At 75.3% G+C, this 14,012-nt stretch carries 16 protein-coding genes; 9 read left to right on the top strand and 7 right to left on the bottom strand.

The genetic code is table 11. From position 1 onward, the window contains the following. The first annotated feature begins 3 nt into the window (after positions 1 to 3). From FHR77_RS10960 to FHR77_RS10945, 4 genes are all read left to right on the top strand, one after another. Complete coding sequence (locus FHR77_RS10960) at positions 4 to 1,017, top strand: carbohydrate ABC transporter permease (protein ID WP_082514596.1); 1,014 nt, start codon at positions 4 to 6, stop codon at positions 1,015 to 1,017. Position 1,018: 1 nt separating this feature from the next. Further along, a complete protein-coding gene (locus tag FHR77_RS10955; RefSeq protein ID WP_167260263.1) occupies positions 1,019 to 1,852 on the top strand; it encodes a carbohydrate ABC transporter permease in 834 nt (277 codons plus the stop codon). Positions 1,853 to 1,990: 138 nt separating this feature from the next. Further along, entirely contained in the window at positions 1,991 to 3,004 is a 1,014-nt protein-coding gene (locus FHR77_RS10950; RefSeq protein WP_167261343.1) for a glycoside hydrolase family 130 protein, read from the top strand. 81 nt (positions 3,005 to 3,085) lie between these two features. Further along, positions 3,086 to 5,173, top strand: a complete 2,088-nt coding sequence (locus FHR77_RS10945) for a hypothetical protein (RefSeq protein WP_167260261.1) — start codon at positions 3,086 to 3,088, stop codon at positions 5,171 to 5,173. 126 nt (positions 5,174 to 5,299) lie between these two features. Here the strand turns inward: FHR77_RS10945 and FHR77_RS10940 are convergent, their stop codons facing one another. Beyond that, positions 5,300 to 5,977 (bottom strand): NADPH-dependent F420 reductase, encoded by a 678-nt coding sequence (locus tag FHR77_RS10940; RefSeq protein WP_243861650.1) that lies wholly within the window; start codon positions 5,975 to 5,977, stop codon positions 5,300 to 5,302. A gap of 150 nt (positions 5,978 to 6,127) precedes the next feature. Between FHR77_RS10940 and FHR77_RS10935 the strand changes: the two genes are divergently transcribed. Next, positions 6,128 to 6,886 carry an HAD family hydrolase gene (locus FHR77_RS10935; RefSeq protein WP_167260259.1) on the top strand — a complete coding sequence of 253 codons (759 nt, stop codon included), beginning with the start codon at positions 6,128 to 6,130 and terminating at the stop codon, positions 6,884 to 6,886. 134 nt (positions 6,887 to 7,020) lie between these two features. On the opposite strand, the gene FHR77_RS10930 is transcribed toward FHR77_RS10935, so the two are convergent. The 4 genes from FHR77_RS10930 to FHR77_RS10915 all read right to left on the bottom strand — a co-directional run bounded on the left by FHR77_RS10930 (position 7,021) and on the right by FHR77_RS10915 (position 8,798). Next, entirely contained in the window at positions 7,021 to 7,260 is a 240-nt protein-coding gene (locus FHR77_RS10930; RefSeq protein WP_056057152.1) for a hypothetical protein, read from the bottom strand. Between the two features lie 223 nt (positions 7,261 to 7,483). After that, positions 7,484 to 7,924, bottom strand: coding sequence for an OsmC family peroxiredoxin (locus FHR77_RS10925; RefSeq protein WP_056057151.1), 441 nt, complete (start codon positions 7,922 to 7,924; stop codon positions 7,484 to 7,486). A gap of 84 nt (positions 7,925 to 8,008) precedes the next feature. Continuing rightward, on the bottom strand, positions 8,009 to 8,494 hold the full coding sequence (locus FHR77_RS10920) for a MarR family winged helix-turn-helix transcriptional regulator (RefSeq protein ID WP_167260257.1): 486 nt from the start codon (positions 8,492 to 8,494) through the stop codon (positions 8,009 to 8,011). Between the two features lie 130 nt (positions 8,495 to 8,624). Next, a complete protein-coding gene (locus FHR77_RS10915) occupies positions 8,625 to 8,798 on the bottom strand; it encodes an antitoxin (protein ID WP_167260255.1) in 174 nt (57 codons plus the stop codon). Between the two features lie 131 nt (positions 8,799 to 8,929). Between FHR77_RS10915 and FHR77_RS10910 the strand changes: the two genes are divergently transcribed. Beyond that, positions 8,930 to 9,145 carry a hypothetical protein gene (locus FHR77_RS10910; RefSeq protein WP_167260253.1) on the top strand — a complete coding sequence of 72 codons (216 nt, stop codon included), beginning with the start codon at positions 8,930 to 8,932 and terminating at the stop codon, positions 9,143 to 9,145. 60 nt (positions 9,146 to 9,205) lie between these two features. Here the strand turns inward: FHR77_RS10910 and FHR77_RS10905 are convergent, their stop codons facing one another. After that, positions 9,206 to 10,393, bottom strand: coding sequence for an FAD-dependent oxidoreductase (locus FHR77_RS10905; protein WP_167260251.1), 1,188 nt, complete (start codon positions 10,391 to 10,393; stop codon positions 9,206 to 9,208). Positions 10,394 to 10,418: 25 nt separating this feature from the next. Continuing rightward, positions 10,419 to 11,516 (bottom strand): XdhC family protein, encoded by a 1,098-nt coding sequence (locus FHR77_RS15635; protein ID WP_341777329.1) that lies wholly within the window; start codon positions 11,514 to 11,516, stop codon positions 10,419 to 10,421. Between the two features lie 130 nt (positions 11,517 to 11,646). On the opposite strand from FHR77_RS15635, the gene FHR77_RS16650 reads away from it, so the two are divergent. The 3 genes from FHR77_RS16650 to FHR77_RS10885 all read left to right on the top strand — a co-directional run bounded on the left by FHR77_RS16650 (position 11,647) and on the right by FHR77_RS10885 (position 13,844). Beyond that, entirely contained in the window at positions 11,647 to 12,474 is an 828-nt protein-coding gene (locus tag FHR77_RS16650; protein ID WP_167260249.1) for a GNAT family N-acetyltransferase, read from the top strand. A 50-nt stretch (positions 12,475 to 12,524) separates the two neighbouring features. Then, positions 12,525 to 13,070 (top strand): MOSC domain-containing protein, encoded by a 546-nt coding sequence (locus tag FHR77_RS10890; RefSeq protein ID WP_167260247.1) that lies wholly within the window; start codon positions 12,525 to 12,527, stop codon positions 13,068 to 13,070. Positions 13,071 to 13,325: 255 nt separating this feature from the next. Continuing rightward, positions 13,326 to 13,844, top strand: a complete 519-nt coding sequence (locus FHR77_RS10885; RefSeq protein WP_167260245.1) for a DinB family protein — start codon at positions 13,326 to 13,328, stop codon at positions 13,842 to 13,844. Positions 13,845 to 14,012: the final 168 nt, after the last annotated feature.

The following is a 14,012-nucleotide window of genomic DNA, read 5'->3' as shown; positions in this document are numbered from 1 at the left end:
GCCGTGTCGACCCTCAGCGCCGAGCCGGCCACGCCGGCGGCCGGGGGCGGCTCCGAGGAGGCGCCCCGCGCCTCCTCGGGCCGCCCCCGCCCCGGCGGGGCCCGGTCGGGCGGTCGCGGCCCCGTGCGTCGCCGTCGCGGCGGCCCGCTCGGCAAGAACCCCCTCGGCCTGCTCTTCAGCGCGCCGTACCTGGTCTTCGTGCTCGCGGTCTTCGCGTACCCGCTCGGCTACGCGGTGTACATCGCCTTCCACGACTACTTCTTCACGGCCCCCGGCGCCCAGGTCGAGCGCCCGTTCGTCGGGCTGCAGAACTTCGTCACCGCGTTCACCGACCCGGCCGTGCTGCGGTCGTTCGCCAACGTCGGCGTGTTCCTGGTCATCAACGTGCCGCTCACGGTCGTGCTGAGCATCGTGCTCGCGACGGCGCTCAACAAGGTCGTGCGGTTCAAGGGCTTCCTGCGGGTGGCCTACTACGTGCCGTACCTCACGGCGAGCGTCGCGGTCGTCGCGGTGTGGCTCTTCCTGTTCAACGGCAACGGGCTCGTCAACCAGGTGCTCGGGCCGCTGGCGCCGTCGCCGTCGTGGCTCATCAACTCGGCCTGGGCGATGCCCTCGATCGCGCTGTTCGTCACGTGGAAGCAGCTGGGGTTCTACATCCTGCTCTACCTCGCGGCGCTGCAGAACGTGCCGAAGGAGCTCTACGAGGCGGCGTCGAGCGACGGCGCCGGCGTGGTCAGGTCGTTCTTCACGGTGACCGTGCCGGGCGTCCGGCCCGCGACGGTGCTCGTGCTGCTCGTCTCGACCGTGACGGGCGCGAACCTGTTCACCGAGCCCTACCTGCTGACCGGGGGAGGCGGGCCGAACGGCGCGTCGACCTCGCCCGTCCTGCTGATGTACCAGAAGGGCATCGAGCAGGGGAACCCCGACCAGGCGGCCGCCATCGGCGTCGTGCTCGTCGTGCTCGTGCTCGTGATCGCGCTGCTGCAGAACCGCTTCGCCGGCGGGAAGGAGGACTGACATGTCGAGGTTCCAGGTCGTGCTGCGGGGCGTCGTCCTCGCCGTGGGGGCGCTCGCGTTCCTCTTCCCCTTCTACTACATGGTGATCGGCTCGCTGCAGACGAAGCCCGACCCCACCGTCGCCGGGGCCTTCCCGCACCCGTCGAACCTGACGGGCGCGAACTACGCCGCCATCGACAGCCGCATCGGTCTGCTGACCGGGCTGGTGAACTCGGGCATCTTCACCGGGGGCGTGCTGATCTGCACCGTCGTCTTCGGCGTGCTCGTCGGCTACGCGCTGGCCGTGCTGCAGTGGCGGGGGCGCGGGGTGACGTTCGCGCTCGCGCTGCTCGTGCAGGTCGTGCCGTTCCAGCTGCTGGTCATCCCGCTCTACGTGCTGATCGCCCGCAACTACGGCCTCAGCGACAGCTACCTGGGCATGATCCTGCCGTTCGCCATCAACTCGACGGCGGTCATCATCTTCCGGCAGTACTTCCTCCAGCTGCCGCGCGAGCTGTTCGAGGCGGCCCGCATCGACGGCACCGGCGAGTTCCGGCTGCTGTGGAACATCGCGCTGCCGCTGGTGCGGCCGGCCCTCGTCACCGCGCTGCTGCTCACCTTCATCGGGCCGTGGAACGAGTTCCTCTGGCCGTTCCTCATCACGAAGGAGGCGTCGATGCAGCCGCTCGCGGTCTCGCTGGCGAACTACATCTCGAACGTCGCCGCGACCGCCGCCAACCCCTTCGGCGCGACCCTGGCCGGGGCCGTCGTGCTCGCGGCGCCCGTGGTCGTGCTGTTCATCGTGTTCCAGCGCTACTTCATCTCGACCGACGTCGGCTCGAGCGTGAAGGGCTGACAGGAGATCCCCGTGACCACCGCATCCCGCACCACCGCCTCCACCGCCTCCACCGTCTCCACCGGCCCCTCGGGCGGCTCCGCCACCGCCGTCGCGCCGGGCGCCTTCCCCTACCGGCTGACCCGCGCCGGGGTCGTCATGACCCCCGACCCGGGCGACCCGCTCGAGGCCGAGGGCGTGCTCAACCCCGGCTCGGGCCGCGGGCCCGACGGCGAGCTGTACCTGCTGCCGCGGCTCGTCGCCGCCGGCAACGTCTCGCGCGTCGGCCTCGCCCGCGTGCTCGTCGACGACGGCGTGCCCGTCGGCGTCGAGCGCCAGGGCGTCGTGCTCGCCCCCGACCGCGGCTGGGAGCGCGGGGCGACCCACTCGGGCGTCGAGGACCCCCGCGTCACGCGGGTCGACGAGCTCGGCCTGCACGTGATGACCTACGTCGCGTACGGGCCGCTCGGCCCGCGCACCGCCGTCGCCGTCAGCGACGACCTGCGCGAGTGGCGCCGGCTCGGGCCCGTGACGTTCGACTACGTCGACGAGCTCGACACCGACCTCGGCCTCTTCCACAACAAGGACACGACGTTCTTCCCCGAGCCGGTGACGGCGCCCGACGGGGTGCGCAGCTTCGCCGTGCTGCACCGGCCGATGTGGCACATCGGCGCGACCGTGCCGGGCGAGGGCAGCCCGCTGCCGGCGGGGGTGACCGACGGCCGCCACTCGATCTGGATCAGCTACGTGCCGGTCGAGGCCGTCGAGCGCGACCTGCGCGCCCTCGCCCGCTGGGGGCAGCACCGGCCGGTCGCCGGGCCCGCGGCCCCGTTCGAGGAGCTCAAGATCGGCGGCGGCCCGCCCCCGCGCCGCGTGCCCGAGGGCTGGCTGCTGCTGCACCACGGCGTCACCGGCGTCATCGAGGACGCCTTCGCGCAGCAGCAGAACGTCAACTACGCCGCGGGCGGGATGATCCTCGACGCCGACGACCCCTCCCGGGTGCTCGCCCGCTCGGCCGAGCCGCTGCTCGAGGCCGAGACCGACGACGAGCGCGCCGGCATCGTGCCGAACGTCGTCTTCCCGACCGCGATCGAGGATGTCGACGGGGTGCCGTGGGTCTTCTACGGCATGGCCGACTCCAAGATCGGCGTCGCCCGCCTCGACCACGCCTGACCCCCACCACCCCGCACGACTCCCACCACCCCGCACGACTCCCACCACTCCGCACGACGAGACAGAAGGAGGCGGTCGACGATGACCGCACGCACCGCACGATGGGCAGGGCTCGCCCTGGCCGCCACGACAGCCCTCGCGCTGGGGGTGACGGGGGCGCTGCCCGCCTCCGCCGTGCCTCCCGCCGCTCCCGCCCCGGCGGCCCCGGCGGCTCCCGCCCCGGCGGCCGGCGCGCCCGCGGCGGCCCCGGCACCGCTGACGAACCTCGCCCACCTCGACTTCCTCCTCGACCAGGCGACGCCGGCGCCGGAGGAGGGCCACACCTCCTACCGGCTCGACTCCGAGCCGGCGTTGACGCTGCCGTGGACGTACGCCGACGCCCGCGACGGCGGCGCCTTCGCCCGCGTGGGCGGCGGGCCGCTCGACCCGGCCACCGGGTACTGGGGCCAGGGCGCGTACAACTCCGACGACGTCTCGCGGGCGGCCGTGGTCTACCTGCGCGACTGGCAGCTGACCGGGGCGGAGGCGAGCCGTGAGAAGGCGTACGAGCTGCTGCGCGCGACCGCGTACTTCCAGACCACCACCGGCCCGGCCGCGGGCAACGTCGTGCTGTGGATGCAGCCCGACGGCACGTTCAACCGCAGCCCGGTGCCGGTCGAGCTGCCCGACCCGTCCGACAGCGGCAACAGCTACTGGCTGGCCCGCAGCCTCTGGGCGTTCGGCGAGGGCTTCGCGGCCTTCCGCGACGACGACCCGGAGTTCGCCGCCTTCCTGCAGCAGCGCCTCCAGCTCGGCGTCGCGGCGCTGCAGGGCGACACCCTCTCGCGGTACGGGCAGTACGACGTCGCCGACGGCGTGCAGGTGCCCGCCTGGCTGATCGTCGACGGCGCGGACGCCACGGCGGAGGCGGTGCTCGGCCTGGGCGCGTACGTCGCCGCGGCCCCCGACGACGCCGTCGTGCGGACGGCCACGACGCAGCTCGCCGAGGGCGTGGCCCGCATGGCCTCCGGAGACCCGCAGACCTGGCCCTACGGGGCCGTCCTGCCCTGGACGAACTCGCGGTCGATGTGGCACTCGTGGGCGTCGCAGATGCCGGCCGCGCTCGCGCGGGCCTCGACCGTGCTCGGCCGTGCCGACCTGCTCGCGCCCGCCGTCGTCGACACGGCGTCGTTCACGACGACCCTGCTCACCGCGAGCGGCCCCGACAACGCCTGGTACCCGACCCCGGTCGACCAGACGCAGATCGCCTACGGCGCCGACTCGCGCCTCCAGTCGGCGCTCGCCGTGGCCGACGCCTCGGGCGGTGCCGGGTTCCGGGAGGTCGCGGCGGTGGCCGCCAGCTGGTACTTCGGCACGAACCGCTCCGGGCAGTCCGTCTACGACCGGGCGACGGGCGTGACCAACGACGGCGTGCAGGCCGACGGCAGCGTCAACCGCAACAGCGGGGCCGAGAGCACCATCCACGGCCTGCTCTCGATGATCGCGCTCGACGGTGCGCCCGACGTGTCGGCGCTCGCGCAGGCGTCGACGACGGTCGCCGCCCGAGACGGCCTCACGACGGTCGAGGCCGAGGCCGCCACGGCGACCACGGGCACGGTCGTGACGCCCGAGTCGGCGTGGACGGGGGAGTCGCAGCTCAGCGGTGGCTCGGCGCTCACGCTCCAGCCCGGGCAGACCGCGACCATCACGGTGCCCGCCGGGTCGGGGCTCCGCCACGTCGAGCCCGTGCTGCTCGGTGCCGAGGGAGTCGTCTCGACCTCGGTCTGGCGTGCCGGGAAGGTGCCGCTCGGCACGCTGTCGACGCGGGTCGGTGCCCAGGGCGTGAACGGCGCCTCCGGGGCCCTGCTGCCGCAGACGCTGCCCGTGCCGGTCGGGCCGGGCGCCACCGCGGTCACCGTGACCGCCCGGGGCTCGCAGCCCGTGACGATCGACGCGCTGATCGTGCGGCCGCTCGTGCAGCGGCTGTCGCTGACCGGGGCCGGCGGGCGGGCGACCGACCTGGTGTCGTCGACGTCGCGGCTGCCGCTGCCGGCGACGGTCGGGGCATCCGGCACCCGGTCGACGGTGTCGAGCTACGACTCGCGCGGCCGGCTCGTGTCGGAGAAGGCCGTGTCGGGCCGCAGCGTGGTGCTCGTCAAGGCCGGCGGGTTCGTCGTCGTGACGCGCTAGGCCGGCGGGAACGAGAGGGCCCCGGTCCGGTCGCCGCGCCCTGTGATCAGGGTGCGGCGTCCGGTCCGGGGCTCGACGCGTGGTGCCGGCCGCACCGCTCGGCTCACGCCGGGCGGGGCGAGGGGGCTACGCCTCGGAGGGGTGCGGCGCCGGCTCGGCGGTCGCGGTGGCGCGGGTGGCCTTCGCGAGGTTCTCGACGAGCTCCGAGCGGGTCTGCGAGACGACGTAGGCGGGCTGGTCGCGCTCGACGCGCCAGCTCTCGCTCAGCGGGCCGACGTTGACGGTGTCGAAGCCGACCTCGTCGTAGAGGCGCTGCACGAGCTCGGCGGCCTCCTCGAAGTCGCTCGAGGTGGCGAGCGCACGACGGTCGGGGTCGCCCGCGGGCTTGCCGTCGGTCGTGATGTCCTTCGCCATGATGTGGTTGAAGCCCTTGGCGACCTTGCTCTCGGGCAGGTGGCGCTGCAGCATGCCCGACACGGTGTCGAGGCCGTTGTCGAGGGCGGGGATCTGCCCGTCGCGCTCGAAGTAGTAGTTGTTCGTGTCGATGACGACCTTGCCGGCGAGCGGGGCCACGGGCACCTGCTCGTAGTTCTTCAGCGGCACCGTGACGACGACGACCTCGCCGGCCTCCGCCGCCTCCTCGGACGTCGCGGCGCGCGCGTTGTCGCCCAGGTCGGCGACGAGGTCGCCGAGGGTCTCGGGCCCGCGCGAGTTGCTGATGACGACGTCGTGCCCCTGGGCGATGAGGGCCCGGGCGACCTGGCTGCCGATGTTGCCTGCTCCGATGATTCCGTATGTGGTCATGTCGTCAGCCAACGCCCGTCGGGCGGCCGCGTGTTCCCGCTCCCAGCCACCTCGGAGGCGGTGCCCAGCCGTGTCGCCCGTCCCGACAGGACGCGGGAGGCGCGTGTCCAGCCCCGAACGGTGCACGGTCTGCAGGCGCAGGCTGGGTGCATGACCGACTCGACCCGCGCCTCCGCCCAGGCCTCCTCTGCTTCTTCCTCTTCCGACCCGACCCGCGACTCCGCCGGGTCCGACGCCCCGACGACCGCCGTCCTCTTCGACATCGACGGCACGCTCGTCGACTCGAACTACGCGCACGTCGACGCCTGGGCGAAGGCCTTCGCCGACATCGGGCACCCCGTCGACAGCTGGCGGATCCACCGCGCGATCGGGAAGGACAGCTCGCTGCTGCTCAGCTCCCTCCTCGGCGACGACGTCGGGGAGGCGCGGGGCGAGGAGGCGAAGGAGCGCCACTCCGCGCACTACCTGCCCCACGGCGACACCGACCTGCACGTCTTCGACCAGGTGCCCGAGCTGCTCGCCGAGATCGGCCGCCGCGGGCACCGCGTCGTGCTCGCGACCAGCGCCCCGGAGGAGGAGCTCGAGGTGCTGCGCCCCCTGCTCGACGTCGAGGGCGCCCTCTGGGCCGTCACCTCGTCGGAGGACGCCGAGACGGCCAAGCCCGACCCCGGCATCGTCCAGGCCGCGCTCGACGAGGCCGGGGTCGACGCCGACCACGCCGTCATGGTCGGCGACGCGGTGTGGGACGTCGAGGCGGCCGGTCGGGCCGGCGTCGCCTGCGTCGGCGTGCTGACCGGCGGCATGTCGCGCAGCGAGCTCACCGAGGCCGGCGCGGCCGAGGTCGTCGACGACGTGGCCGCTCTGCTGCGCGGCCTCGACGACAGCGTGATCGGGCGGCTCGGCGCGTGATCGGGCGGCTCGGCGCCTGAGCGCCGACGCGGCGGTCGGACGGCGACGAACCACGTCGTCGCACCCGAGCCAGGCCGCGGCGTGGTTCGCCGGCGAGGACGTGGTGTGTCTCAGCTCGGCTCGGCGGCGGCGCGTCAGCGGCGGCAGAACCAGCGCGCGACGCGACGGAGGCCGCGGCGTCGGCCGGCCGGCGGCGTGCAGGCCCGCCGCGGCGGCGCGGGCACGAAGGTGACCGACCGGCACGAGGTGCAGGTCAGCAGCTCGGGGTGCACCGACAGCCCCGAGCCGAAGAACGGGTTCCGCACGAGACGGGCCGGGCCGCCGCACTCGGCGCAGCGGGCGGGGCGGTCGAGGGAGGAGTCGCGCGGGGTCATCGTGTCCTCCTGGTGTCGTCGGGGCGGGCGGTCGAGGAGTCTTCGGGGCGCGGCCGCGCCGGGTTGGGTGCGGCGGCGTCCCCAGTCCGGGTGCCGGGGCGGTGCCGGCGCGGTGCCGACACTGTGCCGGGGCGGTGCCGGCGCCGTGCTCGCGCCCACCACGCACGGGCGCCCCGCCACGACCTGCGTGACGGGGCGCCCGGGAGGGAGGCGGTGCGGCTGCCTAGCCCTCGAAGGTCGCGTCGAGCGTGATCTCGACGCCGGTGAGGGCCTTGCTGACCGGGCAGGTCTCCTTGGCGTCCTGCGCGGCGGCCTGGAAGGCGGCCTCGTCGATGCCGGAGACCTCGCCACGGACGGTGAGGGCGATGCCCGTGAGGCGGAACCCGCCGGCCGAGTCCGGGCCGAGCGTGACGTCGGCCTTGACGTCGAGCGCCTCGACGGTGCCGCCGGCCGCGCCGAGCACGGCGCTGAACTGCATGGCGTAGCAGGCGGAGTGGGCAGCGGCGAGCAGCTCCTCGGGGCTGGTCGAGCCGTTCGCCTCGTCAGCGGCGCGCTTCGGGAACGACACGTCGTAGGTGCCGACGCCGGAGCTGGTCATCTCGACCTGGCCCTCGCCGGTCTCGAGGCTTCCGTTCCAGGCGGTGCGAGCGGTGCGAGTGGGCATGCTGTCTCTCTTTCGTCGGTGTGGGTCGGGTGTCGCGGGTGGTCGGAGGAGTCAGGGGGGAGGGCCGAGGAGTCGCGGGGCGGCCTACGAGGACGCCGCGCGCACGCTGTCGGCCACCGCGCCGAGGGTCTCGGTCAGGTCGGCGATGTCGGCGGGCCGGAGGCCGGTCGCGGCGCAGATGCTCTCGGGGATGCGCGCGGCGGAGCCGCGCAGGTCGTCGCCCGCCGGGGTCAGCGACACCGTCACCGCGCGCTCGTCGCGGCCGCCGCGCACCCGGGTCACGAGGCCCTGGGCGTCGAGGCGGCGGAGCAGCGGCGAGAGGGTGCCCGAGTCGAGGTGCAGGCGCTCGCCGAGGGCGGAGACGCCGGTCGGGCCCTGCTCCCAGAGCACGAGCATGGCGAGGTACTGCGGGTAGGTCAGGCCGAGCGGCTCGAGCAGCTCACGGTACCGGGCGGTCAGGGCGCGCGACGCCGCGTAGAGGGCGAAGCAGATCTGCTCGTCGAGCAGGGGAGCGGTCGCCGGGGAGGCGGTGGTCGCCTCCGCCACCGGGGTCGCGCTCGTCGTCGTCATGGCCATGACGCTACCACATCGCGCACAACTCGGTTGGACGCAACGCAACGTAAAGCAGTGCGAGGGCCGAGACGACGAGACCCGTCGCCCCGCGAGGCGGGGCGACGGGTCTCGTGACGGGCGGCGTGGGTCAGTGGCCGACCTTCTTGTCGGCAGCCTCGGTGGCCTTGTCGATCTGCTCCGAGTGGCCGCCGCCGGTGGCCTTGTCGGCGGCGTCGCCGGCCTTGTCGAGCCCGGTGTCCGAGACCTTCTCGCCCTTGTCGCTGTTCAGGAAGTCTCCGGCCTTGTCGGCGATGCCTGCCATGGTGTTCTCCTTCTGCGTCGGTGGCGCCGCGGTGCTCCCCGCGGTCGCCCCCAGCCTGCGCCCGGTCCGCCCGGGCGTCGTCCCAGGGTGTACCCCGGCCGCGCGGCGACCGGGTCGCGTAGCGTCGCAGCATGAGCCACGACAGCGAGCACGACGCCCCCGACAGCAGGGGGATGACCGCCGACGAGAAGCGCCACGACCAGCTCACCCGGGCGCCGAAGTCGGACGAGACGGACGCGGCTCCGCGCATCACGACCGAGGAGCGCCCCGACGGCGTCACGCGCATCGACGTCGCCGACACCGCCAAGGTGCGCCCGGGCGGCGGCGAGAGCCAGGCGCAGGGCTGACCTGAGCTGCGCTGAGCTGCGCTGAGCGCCCGGCTGCCCGCGGAGGGCGGCCCCGGCGCGTCAGCTCGCCGCGACCACCCCGAGCCGGAACCTCCCGGGCGCCGGAGTGCCCGTCGCGACGCCCGCGAGCAGCGTGCCGAGCAGGGGCCCGAACTTGAAGCCGTGCCCCGCGAACCCGGTCGCGACGGTCGCGGCACCGACCCGGTCGAGCACGAAGTCCTCGGTCGGGGTCGTGTCGTACAGGCAGCTGATCGGCACGAGGCTGTCGACGTCGACGCCGGGCACCCACTGCGCGACGTACTCGCGCAGCACGGCCGTGCCCTCGGCGGTCGGGGCGAAGTCGCGCTCGTCGGGGTGCACCTCGCGGCCCGTGCCGTGGGTGCCGACCTTGACGCCCTCGCCCGGCGTCAGCAGCCCGTAGACGCTGCTCACCACGGAGCGCAGGGCCGGGTCGGAGGGGTAGTGCACGAAGCTCGGCCACGCCTCGTCGGGCAGGGCGGAGGCGAAGTGCGCCGGCTGCTCCTGCGTCACGCGCACCGGGGGCAGCGGGGTGCCCGCCGCGACGGCGTGCTCGGCGACGAGGTCGTGGGCCCACGAGCCGACCGCGAGCACGACGCTGGCGACGCGGACCACCGAGGAGGCGCCTCCTGCGCCCTCGAGGCGGAGCACCGCCCCGTCGTCGGTCAGGTCGAGGTCGCGCAGGCGGGTCTCGAAGCGGAGCTCGGCCCCGTGCGCGACCGCGGAGTCGAGCATCGCCTCGATCGCGTCGGCGGAGCGCAGGCGGCCGGCCTCGGCGTGGACGAGCGCGCTCGTGTCGATGCGGAGCCCGGGCCAGCGGGCCTCGGCCTCGGCGGGGGCGAGGCGCTCGTGCGCGACGCCGGCGCGCTCGAACGCGGCCTGGATCGCGTCGAGCACGGCGGGGTCGCCGTGGTCGACGGCGCCGGTGAGGTCGAGCAGGTCGCGGCCGGTCTCGCGCTCCAGCTCGCGCCACTCGGCGATGGCGGCGCCGGTCATCGCGACGTAGTCGTCGGCGGTGTAGCCGCGGCGGAAGATCCTGGTGGCGCCGTGCGACGAGCCGGCCTCGTGGCCGCGGGCGAAGCGCTCGACGACGAGCACGCGGGCGCCCGAGCGGGCCAGGGCCCGGGCCGTCGCGGCGCCCACGACGCCGGCCCCGACGACGACGTGGTCCCAGGCGGGCTGCGCGGCGGGGTGGGCGGCAGCGCTCGCGGCGGGGCTCGGCTCGGTCATGCTGCGAGGGTAGCGGGGGCGCCCGTCAGCGGTGGATGGCGTCGGAGCGGTCGCGCAGCCGGACGCCCGTCGCTCCCGAGCGCACCGCGAGCACCTCGGCGAGCACCGAGATCGCGGTCTCCTCCGGGGTGCTCGCCCCGAGGTCGAGGCCGATGGGGGAGTGCAGGCGGGCCAGCGACTCCTCGTCGACCTCGAGGGCCCGCAGCTGACGGACGCGCCGCTCGTGCGTGCCGCGCGACCCCATCGCGCCGACGTACGCGGCGGGGGAGGCGAGCGCCGCCGCGACCAGCTCGGCGTCGAACCGGTCGTCGTGCGAGAGCACGGCGACGACGGTGCGCTCGTCGATCTCGGTGCTCGCGAGCCAGGTCGGCGGCCAGGCGACGACGACCTCCTCGGCGGAGGGGAAGCGCTCGGCGGTCAGGAACACCGGCCGCGGGTCGCAGACGGTGACGCGGTAGCCGAGGGCGGAGCCGGCGGCGCAGAGGGCGACCGCGAACTCCACGGCCCCGACCACGAGGAGTCGCGGGGCCGGCACCGAGCGCTCGGTCACCAGGCGGAGCCCCGCGCACGCGTCGAGGTCGGCCGGGTCGACGACGTCGCCGAGGCGGGCGGCGTCGGCGCTGCCCGCGGTGCCGGCGCTGCCGGCAGTGCCCGCGGTGCCCGCGCTCCCGGCGGTGCCCGCGGCGTCGCGCCCGTCGGTGGCGGCGGCGTCGCGCCCGTCGGCCGTGGCGGCCGCGCCGACGACCCGCGTGAGCGACGCCGGGCGGCCGGCCCGCGCCTCCCGCAGCTGGCGGACGACCTCGTCGTCGTCGGCGGAGAGCCGCTGCACGACGACCTCGATGGTGCCGCCACAGCTGAGGCCGACCTCGAAGCCGGCCTCGTCGCTGAAGCCGAACGACTCGAGCACGGGCACGCCGTCGGCGAGCACCCGTTCGCAGGCCTCGTAGAGGGCCCCCTCGACGCAGCCGCCGGAGATGCTGCCGATCACGGTGCCGTCGGCCGTCACGACCATGGAGGTGCCGACCGTGCGGGGCGCGCTGCCCACGACCGAGACGGCGGTCGCGACCGCGACGCGCTCTCCCGCGTCGAGGCGGGCGAGCAGGCGGTCGGCGATCTCGAACACGGGGGCTCCTCGGAGGAGGGCGCGCGGGGCGCGCGGGCGGGTCCGCCGATCGTACCCGGCGCCCGGGCCCGGGCCTGCTGCGGGCGCGGGCCTGCCGCGGGCCCGCGCCCGGCTGCGGCAGACTCGGGGGGTGACCGACCCCGCCGTGCCGACCCCCGCCTCCGCCCGTCCCCTCCGCGAGGTCGTCGCCGACTGGGTCGCGGGCTGGACGGCCTCGCGCGGGGTCGTCGCCGTCGAGCGCGACGGCTCGTGGCGCGTGCCGTTCGGGCACCCCGACCGCTGGGCCGAGTTCGTCGTGCCGCTCGACGGCGGCCCCGGAGCGGGCGACGCGGCCTCCCGCTCGTCCTCCTCGGCCGCGTCCCGCGCCGCGCGCACGGAGCAGCTCGCCGCCGTGCTCGCCGAGGCCGCCGAGGTCGGGCGTCTCGGCGACCGTGTCTGGGTGACCGTGGTCGGCCACGACCCCGAGGCCGTCGTGGCGGCCGGCCGGCGCTCCGGCTTCGAGGTGCGGAGCGCCGAGGAGTCGCTGATGGGCATCGCCCTCGACCAGCAGGCCGTGCGCGAGGTGCCGGCGCCGTACGAGCTCGACGTGCAGGAGGTCGGAGCGGCCGTCGGCGTCGCCCGGGTCGACGCCGAGCTCGCTCCCGCCCCGGCCACCGTCCTGCGGGCGACCGCCTGGGTCGGCGAGGGCCACCCCGGCGAGGGGGACGACGCCGCCACCGGCCGGGCGGCCCTCACCCCCGTGGGCACTGCCGTGCTCGACCGCGTCGAGACCGACGACGAGCACCGCCGTCGCGGCCTCGGCGGGGCCGTCGTGCACGCCCTCGTCGCGGAGTCCCGGCGCCGCGGTGCGACCCGCGGACTGCTCGTGGCCTCGGTCGACGGCGCCCTGCTCTACGGGTCGCTCGGCTGGGAGCCCCTGGCCTCGGTCGTGATCCTCGTCACCCCCGCCGTGCGCTGAGATGGGGCGGAGGGGGTGACCCCGTCGTCGACCGGGGGGAGGATGTGGTCATGACCCGCGCCTCCGTCGTCTCCGTCAGCCGCGACTCCGCCCACCGCTTCAGCAAGCCGGTGGTCGACGAGATCACGCTCGTGGCGGGGCTCGGCGTGGAGGGCGACGCGCACTCCGGCACGACGGTGCAGCACCGGTCGCGCGTGCGGCGCGACCCGAGCCAGCCGAACCTGCGGCAGGTGCACCTGATGCACGAGGAGGTCCTCGAGGAGGCGCGCTCGGCCGGCCTCGACGTCTCGCCCGGCGAGATGGGCGAGAACGTCACCACCCGGGGCGTCGACCTGCTCGGCCTGCCGACCGGCACCCGTCTGCGGCTCGGGGCGGAGGCCGTCGTCGAGGTGACCGGGCTGCGCAACCCCTGCACGCAGATCGAGGGCTTCGAGCCCGGGCTCCTGAAGCAGATGGTCGGCCGGGGCCCCGACGGCCAGGTCGAGCGCCGCGCCGGCGTCATGTCGGTCGTGCTCGTCGGCGGCGCCGTGCGTGCGGGCGACGAGGTCGTCGTCGAGCTGCCCGCCGGCGAGCCCCTGCCGCTCCAGCCCGTCTGACCCGCGCCGCCGCCGCTCCAGCCCGTCTGACCCGCGCCGCCGCCGCTGCTCGCGTGCCGGTGGTTGCAAATGCCGACCGCCGAGCCTGCAATACGTGATCTTTCCCGCACCAGGTGTGCCCTCGGGTGCAGATGGTCGGGAATTGCGGCGCCAGAGGAGGCGAACGAGCCTCGCTCGCCCGGCCGCGGCAGGCGCTCGTCGCTGGTCGGCAGGATGTCGGTGGCGCGCCTCCCGGGGCGTCGGTAGCGTCGCGACATGGCGATCGTCCCCGACACGAAGAACTGGACCTGGGTGCTCGACGAGACCTGCAGCGACTGCGGGTACGACGGGCCGGGGACGGAGTTCCGCGAGGTGCCCCGCCTCGTCCGCGAGAACGCGGCGGCGTGGCCCGGGGTGCTCGCAGCCCCCGACGCGGCCGTCCGCCCCGACGACCGCACCTGGTCGGCCCTCGAGTACGGCGCCCACGTGCGCGACGTCTTCCGGGTGTTCGACGAGCGGCTCGCGCTGATGCTCCGCGAGGAGGCGCCCGCCTTCGCGAACTGGGACCAGGACGCCACCGCCCTGGCCGACCGCTACTCCGAGCAGCAGCCGGCCGCGGTCGCCGCCGAGCTGGTCGCCGCGGCCGAGGTCGTCGCCGCCCGCTTCGAGGCCGTGGCCGACGAGCAGCTCGGGCGCACCGGCCTCCGGTCGGACGGCTCGGCCTTCACGGTCGAGTCGCTCGCGCGCTACTTCGTGCACGACCCAGTGCACCACCTCCACGACGTGCGTCGCTGAGGTGCGGCGGGTCGGTGTCGTCCTGGGCGGGCGGGCGCCGACCCGCCCAGAGCGACGCGGGCCCGCCGACTCGATCTCGGGCCCCGCCGCGGGTGACGGCGACCCGCCGACTCCGCGGCGACGGCGACCGCGGCGGCCGCGGCGACGCGGCGACGGTGACGGCGGCGG

It is taken from the genome of Frigoribacterium endophyticum, from assembly GCF_011759585.1.
Lineage (GTDB): Bacteria > Actinomycetota > Actinomycetes > Actinomycetales > Microbacteriaceae > Frigoribacterium > Frigoribacterium endophyticum.
This window is presented reverse-complemented; position numbering and strand designations above follow the sequence as displayed.